The sequence below is a fragment of the Stenotrophomonas maltophilia group sp. RY12688 genome, assembly GCF_052149045.1.
Classification (GTDB): Bacteria; Pseudomonadota; Gammaproteobacteria; order Xanthomonadales; family Xanthomonadaceae; genus Stenotrophomonas; species Stenotrophomonas sepilia.
On the sequence record NZ_CP197389.1, the window covers coordinates 976059 to 989461 of the forward strand.

The 13403-nt window shown below is 67.4% G+C and carries 14 protein-coding genes; 7 read left to right on the top strand and 7 right to left on the bottom strand.

What is annotated here, in order from left to right; all coding sequences use genetic code 11:
* Positions 1-86 precede the first annotated feature (86 nt).
* Positions 87-1457 (bottom strand): MFS transporter, encoded by a 1371-nt coding sequence (locus ACS0OT_RS04485; protein WP_065185817.1) that lies wholly within the window; start codon positions 1455-1457, stop codon positions 87-89.
* An 81-nt stretch (positions 1458-1538) separates the two neighbouring features.
* On the opposite strand from ACS0OT_RS04485, the gene soxR reads away from it, so the two are divergent.
* On the top strand, positions 1539-1973 hold the full coding sequence (gene soxR, locus ACS0OT_RS04490; protein ID WP_005415534.1) for a redox-sensitive transcriptional activator SoxR: 435 nt from the start codon (positions 1539-1541) through the stop codon (positions 1971-1973).
* A 78-nt stretch (positions 1974-2051) separates the two neighbouring features.
* Here the strand turns inward: soxR and ACS0OT_RS04495 are convergent, their stop codons facing one another.
* Positions 2052-2654: a short chain dehydrogenase gene (locus ACS0OT_RS04495; RefSeq protein WP_005415535.1), complete on the bottom strand. Its 603-nt coding sequence runs from the start codon at positions 2652-2654 to the stop codon at positions 2052-2054.
* 98 nt (positions 2655-2752) lie between these two features.
* Between ACS0OT_RS04495 and ACS0OT_RS04500 the strand changes: the two genes are divergently transcribed.
* A complete protein-coding gene (locus ACS0OT_RS04500) occupies positions 2753-3628 on the top strand; it encodes a LysR family transcriptional regulator (protein WP_065177954.1) in 876 nt (291 codons plus the stop codon).
* Positions 3629-3688: 60 nt separating this feature from the next.
* On the opposite strand, the gene proC is transcribed toward ACS0OT_RS04500, so the two are convergent.
* On the bottom strand, positions 3689-4510 hold the full coding sequence (gene proC / locus ACS0OT_RS04505) for a pyrroline-5-carboxylate reductase (RefSeq protein ID WP_065185819.1): 822 nt from the start codon (positions 4508-4510) through the stop codon (positions 3689-3691).
* An 18-nt stretch (positions 4511-4528) separates the two neighbouring features.
* Positions 4529-5206 carry a YggS family pyridoxal phosphate-dependent enzyme gene (locus ACS0OT_RS04510; RefSeq protein WP_065185820.1) on the bottom strand — a complete coding sequence of 226 codons (678 nt, stop codon included), beginning with the start codon at positions 5204-5206 and terminating at the stop codon, positions 4529-4531.
* An 87-nt stretch (positions 5207-5293) separates the two neighbouring features.
* On the opposite strand from ACS0OT_RS04510, the gene ACS0OT_RS04515 reads away from it, so the two are divergent.
* From ACS0OT_RS04515 to ACS0OT_RS04525, 3 genes are all read left to right on the top strand, one after another.
* Entirely contained in the window at positions 5294-6331 is a 1038-nt protein-coding gene (locus ACS0OT_RS04515) for a type IV pilus twitching motility protein PilT (RefSeq protein WP_004147099.1), read from the top strand.
* Between the two features lie 98 nt (positions 6332-6429).
* Positions 6430-7572, top strand: coding sequence for a PilT/PilU family type 4a pilus ATPase (locus ACS0OT_RS04520; RefSeq protein WP_005415539.1), 1143 nt, complete (start codon positions 6430-6432; stop codon positions 7570-7572).
* Between the two features lie 121 nt (positions 7573-7693).
* Complete coding sequence (locus tag ACS0OT_RS04525; protein WP_065197106.1) at positions 7694-8677, top strand: aldo/keto reductase; 984 nt, start codon at positions 7694-7696, stop codon at positions 8675-8677.
* A 35-nt stretch (positions 8678-8712) separates the two neighbouring features.
* Here the strand turns inward: ACS0OT_RS04525 and ACS0OT_RS04530 are convergent, their stop codons facing one another.
* Positions 8713-9612 (bottom strand): LysR family transcriptional regulator, encoded by a 900-nt coding sequence (locus tag ACS0OT_RS04530; protein WP_065177951.1) that lies wholly within the window; start codon positions 9610-9612, stop codon positions 8713-8715.
* Between the two features lie 312 nt (positions 9613-9924).
* Here ACS0OT_RS04530 and ACS0OT_RS04535 point away from each other — a divergent pair, with 312 nt between their 5' ends.
* Positions 9925-10137, top strand: a complete 213-nt coding sequence (locus ACS0OT_RS04535) for a DUF4287 domain-containing protein (RefSeq protein ID WP_065185822.1) — start codon at positions 9925-9927, stop codon at positions 10135-10137.
* Between the two features lie 108 nt (positions 10138-10245).
* Complete coding sequence (locus ACS0OT_RS04540; RefSeq protein WP_005415543.1) at positions 10246-10953, top strand: YitT family protein; 708 nt, start codon at positions 10246-10248, stop codon at positions 10951-10953.
* An 82-nt stretch (positions 10954-11035) separates the two neighbouring features.
* On the opposite strand, the gene ACS0OT_RS04545 is transcribed toward ACS0OT_RS04540, so the two are convergent.
* The gene (locus tag ACS0OT_RS04545) at positions 11036-11581 is read right to left on the bottom strand and encodes a DNA-3-methyladenine glycosylase I (RefSeq protein ID WP_005415544.1); all 546 of its coding nucleotides are present in this window, start codon (positions 11579-11581) and stop codon (positions 11036-11038) included.
* Positions 11578-13371 carry a DUF4153 domain-containing protein gene (locus ACS0OT_RS04550; protein ID WP_065185823.1) on the bottom strand — a complete coding sequence of 598 codons (1794 nt, stop codon included), beginning with the start codon at positions 13369-13371 and terminating at the stop codon, positions 11578-11580. The genes ACS0OT_RS04545 and ACS0OT_RS04550 overlap by 4 nt, the downstream gene beginning before the upstream one ends.
* Positions 13372-13403 lie beyond the last annotated feature (32 nt).

Below are 13403 nucleotides of genomic sequence, written 5' to 3' on the forward strand. Positions count from 1 at the left end.
GCCAGCCGCTGGCCGGCACTCTCCGCGCACGCGGGAATCCCGTGATGGTGCCGGCCAGCGACCGGCACTGCCGAAACCCGGCGGCGCTACACCCGCCGCGCGATCACCGCAGCCAGCACCGCCAGGCCGAAGGTGATCGCCAGGCACAGCAGGTAGCCGGTGTGCGGCGCGCTTTCCACGAACAGCGCGAACAACGCACCGGAGACCGCCAGCGCGGTGGTCACCGACAGGGCCTCGCTCAGCTGCAGGGCCGACGTGTTGGCACCCTGCTCATGCGCTGCTGACAGCGAAAGCGTGAGTACCGAGAGGCTGGCGTAGATCATGCCCATGCCGAAACCGGTGACCGTCCAGCCCACCAGTGCCACCGGCAATGGCACTGCATTGAACAACACCGCAAGCGTTGCGGCGATGCCGACCGTCATCATCGCCGTGCCGACGCGCAGCAGCTGCTGGCGTGACCAGCCGCGCTGCTGGTGACCCTGCAGCCAGGAGCCAGCGAACCAACCGAGTGCGCCGAGGCTGAGCACCGCGCCGGCCCAGCTGGGCGGGAGCCCGCGTTCGCGCTGAAGCAGCAGCGGCAGGTAGGCTTCGCAGGCGAAGAATGCGGCGGCGGCGATGCCGCGCAGTGCGATCACGCTGGGCAGGCCCCTGCGCAGGATCAGCGTTCCGGCCGGCAGCAGGCGATGCACGCATAGCAGCTGCGCCAGCATCGCCACGCTGATGCAGAGCAGGGCGGTCGGACCGTGCTGCTGGCCGCCGAAGTACAGCAGCAGCGCCGCCAGCGATGCACCACTGGCCCAACGTACGACGTTGCCGCGCCCCTCGTCGTCGTTGCTGTCGGCGGAGGGTTGCATGCGCGCCAGCGCAGGCCGCAGCAACAGGGCAGCAGGGACTGCCAGCAGCGGCACCGCCAGGAACACCCAGCGCCAGCCGAGATGCTGGACGATCAGGCCGCTCAGCGCCGGGCCGACCATCGAGGGCACCACCCAGCCCGCCGAGAATGCCGCGAACACCTTCGGCCGCAGGTGCTCGGGGTAGCTGCGGCCGACCATCACGTACAGCGAGACCGAAATCGCGCCCGCACCCAGGCCCTGCAGCAGGCGCCCGGCCACCAGCATGCCCATGCGCACGGCGAAGCCGGCCAGCAGCAGGCCCAGCACGAAGCAGGCCAGGCCGTACCACAGCGGCCGTGCCGGGCCCTGGCGGTCGGCCCAGCGTCCGGCCAGGGTCATGCCGATCACGCTGGTGGCCAGTGTGCCACCGAAGGCCAGCGCATACAGGCGCAGGCCGCTGAGTGCTTCGGCCACCGTGGGCATCGCGGCCGCGACGGCCAATGCTTCGAAGGCGTGCAGCGCGACCAGCGCGACCATGCCGAGGGTGGTGGCGCGGTAGCGCGCGGACAGGATCGATGTGTCAGCCGGCAGGCGGGTGTCGGCGGGAGAGAGGGTCGGGGTCATACCGGTCTAGGGGCGGGCCGCGCTTGTCAACGGGCGGCGAAGATAGCAGCATGCCACCTCAACTATAGTTGAGGTCAAGCAATGGCATCCCAGGAACTCAGCGTTGGCGAGGTCTCGCAGCGCAGTGGCGTGGCCGTTTCCGCACTGCATTTCTACGAGCGCAAGGGGCTGATCAGCAGCCTGCGCACCTCGGGCAACCAACGCCGTTACAGCCGCGACGTGCTGCGCCGGCTGGCGGTGATCCGCGTTGCGCAGCGGGTGGGCATGCCACTGGAAGCGGTCGGCCGCGCCTTCGAGAGCCTGCCTGAAGGCCGTGCACCGACCAAGGCTGACTGGGCCAAGCTGTCCGCGCGCTGGCGCACCGAGCTGGAAGAGCGCATCCACATGCTGCAGCTGCTGCGCGATGAACTGACCGGCTGCATCGGCTGTGGCTGCCTGTCACTGCAGCATTGCCGCCTGGCCAACCCTGGCGACGTTCTCGGCGAACGCGGCGATGGCCCGATGCGCTGGGAATGAAAAAGGGGACGCGCTCCCGGTCGCGCCGGGCCATGCCCGGCGGACGAAAACGACTTGATCCCCTCCGTCCCCTTTTTCTTACCAGACCGTGATCGTCTCGCCGCTCTGGATGCCTTCCACCGCGCGCTGGAAGGCCAGCGCCGCGCGTTGCGCGCTTACCGCTTCGAAGCCCGGGAAGTAGGGGCCGTAGGCCGCCATCGATTCGATCAGTACGTTCGGGCTGACCACGTTGATGCGCAGGCCGCGCGGCAGCAGCTCCAGTGCGGCAGCGCGCACGAAGCCTTCCAGTGCGGCATTCACTGCGGTGGCGTTGACGCCGTCGCGGATCGGCTGCGCGCTGATGATGCCGCTGGTCAGGGTGATCGAGCCACCGGCATTGAGGTGGTGCTGGGCGGCCAGTGCCAGCCGCACCTGGCCCAGCAGCTTGTCCTGCAGGCCGCTGTTGAACTGTGCCGGCGTCATCTCCTGCAGCGGTCCGAAATGCACCGAGCCGGTGGTGGAGATCACCGCATCGACTGCACCGGTGCGGGCGAACAGTTCGGCGACGCTGGCGTCGTCAGTCAGGTCCACACGCAGTTCGCCACTGCGGCGGCCGGCGGCGAGAATCTGATGCTGTTGGCCGAGCTGACGGGCGACTGCCTGGCCGAGGGTGCCGCTGGCACCGACGAGGAGGATCTTCATGGCCGTTCCTTGCGTGTGGGAGTGAGCGCAGTCTGCGCCGTCACAGCGTGGTTAGGTAAGCGGCGTATGATTTGCAGATTCCTAACTCTGGATTAGCAATGGATACCCTTCGCTGCATGCAGGCCTTCGTCGCCGTGGCCGAACGCGGCAGCTTTGCAGGGGCCGCCGAAGAGCTGCAGGTGTCGGCGGTGATGGTGGGCAAGTACATCCAGCAGTTGGAAGCACATCTGGGCACCGCGTTGCTGCAACGGAACACCCGCCGCCAGCGCTTGACCGAAGCCGGCAGCGCCTACCTGGCCGGGTGCCGGCAGGTGCTGGAGCAGGTGCAGCAGGCCGAGGCCGATGTGGCCGGCCTGCAGGTACAGCCGCGTGGCCTGTTGCGGGTCAGCGCGCCCACCACCTGGGGCAGCTGCGTGCTGGCGCCGCAGCTGGCTGGCCTGCTGCGTGCGCAGCCACAGTTGAATATCGAGCTGGACCTGAGCAACCGCCGCGTGGACCTGATCGAAGATGGCTTCGACGCGGCGATCCGGGTCGGGCCGTTGCCATCGCAGGAGGTGGTGGCGCGGCCGCTGCCGCCGTATGCGATGAGCCTGTGCGCGGCGCCGTCTTACCTGCGCAGGCGCGGCACGCCGCGAACACCGGATGACCTGCAGGGGCACGACTGCCTGAGCCACCTGGCCTGGCGCGGCGGGCATGGCTGGCAGTTGGCCAACGGCGAACAGGTCGACTGGGAGGCACGGCTGAGCAGCAACGATGGCTTCGCGTTGCGCGAAGCCGCCGTGGCCGGGGCCGGGCTGGTACTGCAGCCCACCGCACTGCTGGCGGCGGAGATCGCAGCGGGACGGTTGAAGCCGCTGCTGCGCGACTACCTGCCGGAACCGCGGCCGATGCACCTGATCTACCTGCCCGATCGACGCCCGCGCCCGCGTTTGCAGTGCTTCGTGGATTTCGTCATGGCCACGTTGGGGCAGTGATCATCGGGGTAGATGGGGTCAGATCCCTTTGCCTCGGCAAAGGGATCTGACCCCAGGGGATCAATCATTCGCCGCAGACAATTCCTGTCCACGCACCTGCGCGGCGCGCAGTGCGGTGTCCACCAGTGCCTCGAAGCCGCCAGCCTGGAAGCTCTCGATCGCGGCCTGGGTAGTGCCGTTGGGTGACGTCACGCGTCGGCGCAGCTCTGCGGGGCTCTCACCGGCCTCATCCAGCATGCGCGAGGCGCCCAGCAGGGTCTGCACCACCAGCGTGCGCGCGGCGTCGGCCGGCAGGCCCTGGGCGATACCCGCCGCTTCCATCGCTTCGGCCAGCAGGAACACATAGGCCGGTCCACTGCCGGACACGGCAGTCACCGAATCCATCAGCGCCTCACTATCGATCCACACCGTGCGCCCGGCACTGGCCAGCACCTGTTCGGCCTGCGCGTGCTGCTGCGCATCCACCGATGCAGTGGCATACAGGCCGGTCACGCCGGCGCCGAGCAGAGCGGGGGTATTGGGCATCGCACGCACCACCGGCAGGTTGCCACCCAGCCAGCGTTCCAGCTGCGCGCTGGTGATGCCGGCGGCGATCGACACCACCAGCGGCCGGTTTGCCTGGGCCAGTGCCAGCAGCGACTGACAGACCTCACGCAGCACCTGCGGCTTCACCGCCAGCAGCCAGGTGCCGCCCTGTGCGGCGGCATCGGTGGCGTTGTCGTGGACCTGCACGCCGAAGTCGGCAGCCAGCGACTCGCGCAGCGCTGCAACCGGTTCGGCCACATGGATGTGCGCGGCGGGCACGCCCTGGCGGATCAGGCCGGCGATCAGGCTGCGCGCCATGTTGCCGCCGCCGATGAAGGTGATGGAATCAGCTGCCATGGATGTCTCCTTGGAAAATCAGGCCGGTCGCGCGCGCGCGCCGAACAGGGCGGTGCCGATGCGCACCAGGGTGGCGCCCTCGGCGATGGCTTCGGCGTAGTCGCTGCTCATGCCCATCGACAGCGTGTCGACCTGCGCGCGCTGGGCGGCCAGCGACTGGAAAAGTGTGCGCATGCGCACGAATGCATCGCGGCGACGCTCGGCCTCGGGCCATGGCGCGGGAATCGCCATCAGGCCACGCAGGCACAGCGAGGGCTCGGCGGCAATCGCCGCGGCCAGCCCCTCGACATCCTCCGGTGCACAGCCGTGCTTGCTGGATTCATCGTCGATGTTGACCTGGATCAGCACATTCAGCGGGCCGCGTGCGGCCGGGCGGTGGCGCGCCAGCGCCGTTACCAGCTTGGGCCGGTCCACGCTCTGCACCCAGTCGAAGTGGGTGGCCACCGCCTCGGCCTTGTTCGACTGCAGGTGGCCGATCAGGTGCCACTCCAGCCCCAGGTGCTGCAGCGCCTGCATCTTGGCCAGCGCTTCCTGCACATAGTTCTCGCCGAAGGCCTGCTGGCCCTGTGCGGCCAGCGCAGCCACGGCCTCGGCCGATTGGGTCTTGGAAACGGCCAGCAGGCGCGGATCGGGCCGGCCGGCCGCCTCGGCGGCGGCATGCAGGTTGCTCAGGATCTGGGGCAGGGGAGTGGCCACGTAACGCGTTCCGTTGAATCAGGAGGCTATACTGCCGCCCGGGGAAAGATCCTTCCAGTCGAAGCCGTTATTGGGGAGTAGCCGCTCATGGATATCGCCGAACTGCTGGCGTTTTCCGTAAAGAACAAAGCGTCCGACCTGCACCTGTCTGCAGGCCTGCCGCCGATGATCCGCGTGGACGGCGACGTTCGCCGGATCAACATCCCAGCCCTGGACCACAAGCAGGTCCATGCGCTGGTGTACGACATCATGTCCGACAAGCAGCGCCGCGATTACGAGGAATTCCTCGAAGTGGACTTCTCCTTCGAGATTCCGTCGCTGGCGCGCTTCCGTGTGAACGCGTTCAACCAGAACCGTGGCGCCGGTGCGGTGTTCCGTACCATTCCGTCCGAGGTGCTCACCCTCGAGGACCTGGCCTGCCCGCCGCTGTTCCGCGAGGTGATCCAGCAACCGCAGGGCCTGATCCTGGTGACCGGCCCGACCGGCTCGGGCAAGTCGACCACGCTGGCGGCGATGATCGACTACATCAACAAGAACGAATACGGCCACATCCTCACCGTCGAGGATCCGATCGAATTCGTGCACACCTCGCAGAAGTGCCTGATCAACCAGCGCGAAGTGCACCGTGACACGCATGGCTTCAACGAAGCACTGCGCTCGGCACTGCGTGAGGATCCGGACATCATCCTGGTCGGCGAACTCCGCGACCTGGAAACCATCCGCCTGGCACTGACCGCCGCGGAAACCGGCCACCTGGTGTTCGGCACCCTGCACACCAGCTCGGCGGCCAAGACCATCGACCGTATCATCGACGTGTTCCCGGCCGGCGAAAAGCCGATGGTGCGTTCGATGTTGTCCGAGTCGCTGCGTGCGGTGATCTCGCAGGCACTGCTGAAGAAGGTCGGTGGCGGCCGTACCGCAGCGTGGGAAATCATGGTCGGCACCCCGGCCATCCGCAACCTGATCCGCGAGGACAAGGTGGCGCAGATGTACTCGGCCATCCAGACTGGCCAGCAGTACGGCATGATGACCCTGGACCAGCATCTGCAGGACCTGGTCAAGCGCAGCCTGATCACCCGCAACCAGGCCCGCGAGTACGCCAAGGACAAGCGCCTGTTCGAGTAAGGCGGGACAGCGACGGGCGGCGCGCGCAATGGCGCGGCCGCTCCGTGTTGTTTCCTCCACCGACCGTTACCTGGTAAACCGCTTTCCGGGAGCCCGCCGTGAACACCACCGCGACCACCATCGATTTCACTTCGTTCCTCAAGCTGATGGCGCACCAGCGCGCCTCGGACCTGTTCATCACCGCCGGCATGCCACCGGCGATGAAGGTCAACGGCAAGATCTCGCCGATCACGCAGACGCCACTGACGCCGCAGCAGAGCCGCGACCTGGTCCTCAACGTGATGACCCCGGCACAGCGCGAGGAATTCGAGAAGACCCACGAATGCAACTTCGCCATCGGCCTGTCCGGTGTCGGCCGTTTCCGCGTGAGCTGCTTCTACCAGCGCAACCAGGTCGGCATGGTGCTGCGTCGCATCGAGACGCGCATTCCGACCGTGGAAGAGCTGAGCCTGCCGCCGATCATCAAGACGCTGGCGATGACCAAGCGCGGCATCATCCTGTTCGTCGGTGCTACCGGTACCGGTAAATCGACTTCGCTGGCGGCGATGATCGGTTACCGCAACCAGAACTCGACCGGCCACATCATCACCATCGAAGACCCGATCGAATTCGTGCACAAGCACGAGGGCTGCATCATCACCCAGCGCGAAGTCGGCATCGATACCGACAGCTGGGAAGCCGCGCTGAAGAACACCCTGCGCCAGGCGCCGGACGTGATCATGATCGGCGAGGTGCGTACCCGCGAAGGCATGGACCACGCCATCGCGTTCGCCGAAACCGGCCACCTGGTGCTGGCCACGCTGCATGCCAACAATGCCAACCAGGCGATGGACCGCATCGTCAACTTCTTCCCGGAAGACCGCCGCAACCAGCTGTTGATGGACCTGTCGCTGAACCTCAAGGGCGTGGTCGCGCAGCAGCTGGTGCCGTCGCCCGATGGCCGCTCGCGCAAGGTGGCGATGGAGATCCTGCTGGGCACGCCACTGGTACAGGACTACATCCGCGACGGCGAGATCCACAAGTTGAAGGAAGTGATGAAGGACTCGGTCCAGCTGGGCATGAAGACCTTCGACCAGAGCCTGTTCGAGCTGTACCAGGCCGGCGAGATCAGCTACGAGGACGCGCTGCGTTACGCCGATTCGCAGAACGAGGTGCGCCTGCGCATCAAGCTCAGCCAGGGCGGCGACGCGCGCACCCTGTCGCAGGGGCTGGATGGAGTGGAAATCTCCGAAATCCGCTGACCCGGCCGGCATCGGTCATGACCGGATTGATGAATTCCAGTCATGACCGACTGCGGTCCAGCCGGCTCAATCCATCGCCACCGCAGGCGTATCGTCAGCACTCCCCCTCTGGAGTACGACGATGCAGACACGTGAACTCGGCCGCAGCGGCCTGAAGGTTTCCGCCCTGGGCCTGGGTTGCATGGGCCTGACCCATGCCTACGGCCAGCCGGTTGAACCGAGCCAGGGCATCGCCCTGCTGCACGCCGCCGTCGAGCGCGGCGTGACCTTCTTCGACACCGCCGAGGTGTACGGCCCGTACACCAACGAAGACCTGCTCGGCCAGGCCTTGGCGCCCCACCGCGACAGGCTGGTGATCGCCACCAAGTTTGGTTTCAAGGACGCGCGCACCGATGCTGGCCTGGACAGCCGCCCGGAGAACATCCGTGCCGTGGCCGAAGCCAGCCTCAAGCGCCTGCGTACCGACCATATCGATCTGTTCTACCAGCACCGCGTCGACCCGAACGTGCCGATCGAGGATGTGGCCGGCACCGTGCGCGACCTGATCGCCGAGGGCAAGGTCGGCCACTTCGGCCTGTCCGAGGCCAGTGCTGCCACCGTGCGTCGCGCGCATGCCGTGCAGCCGGTCGCCGCCGTGCAGAGTGAGTATTCGCTGTGGTGGCGCGAGCCGGAGCGTGAGCTGCTGCCGACGCTGCAGGAGCTGGGCATCGGCTTCGTGCCGTTCAGCCCGCTGGGCCGCGGCTTCCTGACCGGTGCGATCAACGCCGATACCACCTTCGACGCCAACGACTTCCGCAATACCGTGCCGCGTTTCGAAGTGGAGGCGCGCCGCGCCAACCAGGCGTTGGTGGATCGCATCAGCACGATTGCGGCAGCGCGCGGTGCGACGCCTGCGCAGGTCGCACTGGCCTGGCTGCTCGCGCAGGCACCGTGGATCGTGCCGATTCCGGGCACCACCAAGGTTCATCGCCTGGAAGAAAACCTGGGCGCGGCCGACCTGCAGCTGGCGCCGGAAGAACTGCAACGCATCGCGCAGGCGCTGGACGAAGTGTCGATCGTTGGCGAGCGCTACAACCCGCAGCGTGCGGCACAGGCCAAGGGTTGATCACCAGGTGGGTGCGGACCGTTGGTCCGCACTCCTCAACACCCCATCGGCCCGCGCAGCGCATCAAGCACCGTCCGCATCGCCACGGTCACGTGGCGGCGCGAAGGGTAATACGCGTAGTAACCATCGAAGTGCGGGCACCAGTCGTCCAGCACTGATTGCAGCCGTCCATCGTCCAGCATCGGCTGCACCTGGTCTTGCGGCAGCCAGGCCAATCCGCTGCCGGCCAGCGCAGCGGTGCGGGTCATGCCCATGGTGTTGAACGTCCACTGGCCGCTCACGCGCACGCTCAGTTCATTGCCGTCCTGGCCGAAATCCCACGGCATCAGCCCACCATGCGTAGGCAGCCGCAGGGTCACGCAGTTGTGCCCGGCCAGGTCGTCCGGATGCCGCGGCACCACGTGCTGGCGGAAGTAGCTGGGCGCCCCGACCACGCGCATGCGCAGCGGCGGGCTGATCGGTACGGCGATCATGTCGCGCGCCAGCCGCTCGCCCAGGCGGATGCCGATGTCGTAGCGCTCGGCCACGATGTCGGCCAACCCGTAGTCGGCCGCCAGTTCCACCTTCAAATCCGGATACTGCCGCAGCAACGGCGCCAGCCTGGGCCAGGCGATGTACTCGGCGGCGTGGCCGGTGGCATTGATGCGGATGGTGCCGGCCGGGCGTTCACGGTACTCGGCCAGCGCGGCCAGCCCGTCCTCGATCTCGGCCAGGCGCGGGGCCAGGGTATCGAGCAGGCGGGCACCGGCTTCGGTGGTCGAGACGCTGCGGGTGGTGCGGGTCAGCAGGCGCACGCCCAGGCGCTGCTCCAGTCCGCGCATGGCATGGCTGAGCGCGGACTGGGACACGCCCAGTTGGGCGGCAGCCTTGGTGAAGCTGCCCTCGCGGGCAACGTGGACAAAGGCCTGCAGATCGTTGAGATTTTCGCGGGGCATGCGGGGATGATACGGCCGGGCTGCGCCCGGCACCTGCCGAAACAACGTCAACGTCAAAAGCTGGCTTCCTGTGGAAGGCGAGGTGGCTCAGGTCGCGGGGGACGGCGCAAGTACGTCCATGTAGCCTCGGTCGCGCCATCCATGGCGCTCACGCCCCCGCAACCGGACCCACCCCGCCTTCGACAGTTTCCCGCTGCTGTCGGTGGGTGCCGACCGTTGGTCGGCACGGGATCCGGCCCCACTACGTGAGGGTGTGTCGATTTCTGCGTCTGTGGTTCGTCAAATGAATGACTTCAACAACGGGGGCTGCACATGAGCACTGGCACCAAGCCGAAAGGCCCGGCCTCGTACTTCCCCTCCATCGAGAAGACCTACGGGCAGCCGGTGGCGCACTGGTTCGGGCTGCTGGCGGGGAAGAAGGGCCTGAAACACATGGAACTGGTCAGCTTCCTGAAGAGCGAGCACGGCCTGGGCCATGGCCACGCCAACGCGCTGGTGGCGCACCATCTGGCCGGCAAGGGGTGACCGGCGGCCGGCGGAGCGGGCTGGGGCGCATTCAGCTGAACGATTTCATCTGCAACTGTCATGCAGATCGTGTCTAATACCGCTCCCCACCTGCTGTTCCCCACCCGCATGTCCCTTCCCTCCCATGGCCCCGCGCCGTGCGACGACGCTGACGGCCACCTGGTCACCGCCGGTCCGCTGACCCCGCCGCCCGACAGCGCCGGCACCACCGCCGACGACAAAGCGCTGCGTCACTCGATCGCCGAGGACGTGCAGGGCATGGTGCTGGCCACGATGGTGGCCTCGCTGGGCCTGGCCATCTTCGCCAAGGGCGGGCTGATGATCGGCGGCATGGCGGGCATGGCCTTCCTGCTGCACTACGCGATGGGCTGGAACTTCGGCCTGGTGTTCGTGCTGGTCAACCTGCCGTTCTACTGGGTGGCGCTGCGGCGCATGGGCTGGGAATTCACCCTGAAGACCTTCGCCGCGGTCACCGCCTGTGGCGTGCTGACCGACCTGCTGCCGCGCTGGATCGACTTCTCGCACATCAACCCGCTGTACTCGGCGATTGTCGGCGGTGCGTTGTCCGGCCTGGGCATCCTGTTCTTCATCCGCCACCGCGCAAGCCTTGGCGGCATCGGCATCCTGGCGGTGTACCTGCAGCGCACCCGTGGCTGGAGCGCGGGCAAGGTGCAGATGTCCTACGACGCGTGCCTGATGGTGGCCGCGTTCTTCGTGTTGTCGCCGTCGAAGGTGCTGTATTCGGCCATCGGCGCGGTGGTGCTCAGCCTGGTGCTGATGTTCAACCACCGCCCCGGCCGCTACATGGGCGTGTGACGTTCAACGGTGTTGCCGGCCAGCGGCCGGCACTACCGGAACCCAGGCATGGCAGCGCCGGGCCATGCCCGGCGGATATCCATCAGCGGGCGGCAGCCTTCAACCACGGCGGCGACAGCATCAGCAGCCGCGCATGCACCGGGCAATCCTCGGCGTGCGCACCGGGCAGGTAGCCCAGGCTCATCAGGAATTCGCCGGTGATCTCGCCGCCGGTGAAGCGGAACGTCTTCTTGAACAGCTTCACCCAGTCGGCCTTGCTGCGCGGGTGGTGCGCATCCAGCCACGCCGCGAAGCTGCCATGGCTGGCCCGCAACTGCTGGATCACCTGCGCGTTGTGGATCGCCGCCCGTACCTTCAGCCGGTTGCGGATGATGCCTGCGTCCGACAGCAGGCGCTCGATGTCCTGCTCGGCATACGCCGCCACGCGGTCGACATCGAAGCCGTCGTAGGCCGCGCGGAAGCCCTCGCGCTTCTTCAGGATCGTTTCCCAGCTCAGGCCGGCCTGGTTGATTTCCAGCACCAGCCGCTCGAACAGCTCGCGCTCGTCACGCTGCGGGAAGCCGTACTCGTTGGCGTGGTAATAGTCGTGCACCGGATGGCCCGGGGCGATGAGGCAGTAGCCGCTCATGGGGAAGGCTCGTTGGAATCGGATTCGGATTCGGGATCGATGGCCACCGCAGGGTGCCCGCCGATGGACAGCATCGGCCAGCGCGGTGGAATGAGCGTGAGTCTGCCGTCACGCAGGGCCTGGTTGATCGTCTCGGCCTGGCCGCTGACGGTGCCGAACAGCGCACCGGCCCGGCGCCACTGGGAATCCTTGCCACGTGCGTACAGCACGCAGTCCGGTCCACGGTGGGTGTTCAGCTCGCACAGCAGCACCTCGCCGGTACCATCGCCGTCCAGGTCGCGATGCACGATCAGGCAGTCGCGCTCGCTCTGGGCGCAGGATTCGCCATTGATCGATCGGGTGGCCAGAGCTTTCCACCAGTCGTCCGGTGGAGAACTGGATCCCTTGGCCAGCTTCAGCGCGCGCTGCAGGGCGGCGACGTCCTGCGGCCCCTTGTCGAGGCGGTGGCCGTCGTCCCAGCGTGAGGTGCGTGCCAGTGCAGCAGCGATCACCTGTGGCGCGTTGGCATCGGCGGTGATGGCCGGATCGCGCTGCAGTTCGCGCAGCGCCCGCACGCCACGGCGCCCCAGATCGAAGCGCAGCACGTTGACGTCGCTGCTGGTGATCGCCGGCGGATCCGCACGCAGGCGCGCCAGCTGGCTGGACAGGGTCAGCCGCACCGGATCCAGCAGCGGCGAGTTGCCCAGCAGTGCCAGTGCCAGCACCGCCCAGCACATCCAGCGGTTGACCGGCTCCAGCATCTGCAGCCAGCGGCGCTGCCGGCGCAGCACCGCCAGCGCGTAGCCCACGGCATAGCCGGCCGTGGCCAATGCGACGAGCACCGCCCAGAAGCGATCCAGGGTCCAGCCGTACTGCGCCACGCGCAGGCCCAATGCATACAGTGCCAGCGCGGCGTAAACCGGCAGTGTCAGCAGGCTGGCTTCGACCAGCCTGCGCAGCACCAGAGGGTAGGAGACACTGTCTTCCCCCTGCTGGTAGACCGCATTGGTGAACGTCACCAGCAGCAGCGACACCACCACCAGCAGGCTGGCGGCCGAACGGGTCTTCCACAGCGGTTCCAGCCCGGTAAGCGGCAGGCTCAGCACGAACAATACGGCGATGAACGACAGCAGCGGCAGCAGCCCGCGGCAGATCGCGAACAGCACCTGGCGGGTGATCTGGATCGCACGGTGCTGGGTGCGCCCGATCAGCACGCCGAACCCGGCCAGGCTGCCGGTGGCCAGTGCGATGAAAGCGTCCTGCCGGAACAGGTCGCGGAAGACATTCACGTCCAGCAGTTGGAACAGCGCTGCCCACAGCCACAGCAGCAGCCAGGTCAGCCCGGTGAACAGCGCCGCCAAAGCGAGGGTCAAACCGTTCTGCCAGGCGCGCTCGAACAACTCGGGGTAGCTGGCGCGCCAGTGCCCATGCTGCAGCTGGAACTGCCACCAGGGCAGTGCCACGAACACCGCCACGCCCATGCCCAGGGTCAACGGAAACTGCAGCGCGCCCGACTCCAGTGCGGTCTCGCCATTGAGGTTCCAGCCGATCCAGGCGGCCAGCGCCAGCACCACCGCCGAGCCGAGCACGGCCTGCAGCCACAGTCGGCGCTGGCCCAGCTCGACCAGGCTCAGCGCCACCGCGCTGGGAATGGCCAGCACCCAGGCGTACCAGCAGTAGCGCCAGCCGATATCGCGGAATGGCCAGGCATCGGACAGCTCCTGCGCGGCATACAGCATCAGGCCCTGCAGCAGGGCAAGCAGGACGATGGCGCTGCGTGCCGGCAGGGTCAGGGGCGAAGAAGACGGCATCAATGACCTTCCGTGGCAAAGCACCATCCTAG

What these genes read in the sequence shown, in the direction of transcription:
- ACS0OT_RS04485 (WP_065185817.1), bottom strand. Translation starts at nt 1,457, where the DNA reads ATGACCCCGACCCTCTCTCCCGCCGACACCCGCCTGCCGGCTGACACA.
- soxR (WP_005415534.1), top strand. Translation starts at nt 1,539, where the DNA reads ATGGCATCCCAGGAACTCAGCGTTGGCGAGGTCTCGCAGCGCAGTGGC.
- ACS0OT_RS04495 (WP_005415535.1), bottom strand. Translation starts at nt 2,654, where the DNA reads ATGAAGATCCTCCTCGTCGGTGCCAGCGGCACCCTCGGCCAGGCAGTC.
- ACS0OT_RS04500 (WP_065177954.1), top strand. Translation starts at nt 2,753, where the DNA reads ATGGATACCCTTCGCTGCATGCAGGCCTTCGTCGCCGTGGCCGAACGC.
- proC (WP_065185819.1), bottom strand. Translation starts at nt 4,510, where the DNA reads ATGGCAGCTGATTCCATCACCTTCATCGGCGGCGGCAACATGGCGCGC.
- ACS0OT_RS04515 (WP_004147099.1), top strand. Translation starts at nt 5,294, where the DNA reads ATGGATATCGCCGAACTGCTGGCGTTTTCCGTAAAGAACAAAGCGTCC.
- ACS0OT_RS04525 (WP_065197106.1), top strand. Translation starts at nt 7,694, where the DNA reads ATGCAGACACGTGAACTCGGCCGCAGCGGCCTGAAGGTTTCCGCCCTG.
- ACS0OT_RS04530 (WP_065177951.1), bottom strand. Translation starts at nt 9,612, where the DNA reads ATGCCCCGCGAAAATCTCAACGATCTGCAGGCCTTTGTCCACGTTGCC.
- ACS0OT_RS04535 (WP_065185822.1), top strand. Translation starts at nt 9,925, where the DNA reads ATGAGCACTGGCACCAAGCCGAAAGGCCCGGCCTCGTACTTCCCCTCC.
- ACS0OT_RS04540 (WP_005415543.1), top strand. Translation starts at nt 10,246, where the DNA reads ATGTCCCTTCCCTCCCATGGCCCCGCGCCGTGCGACGACGCTGACGGC.
- ACS0OT_RS04545 (WP_005415544.1), bottom strand. Translation starts at nt 11,581, where the DNA reads ATGAGCGGCTACTGCCTCATCGCCCCGGGCCATCCGGTGCACGACTAT.
- ACS0OT_RS04550 (WP_065185823.1), bottom strand. Translation starts at nt 13,371, where the DNA reads ATGCCGTCTTCTTCGCCCCTGACCCTGCCGGCACGCAGCGCCATCGTC.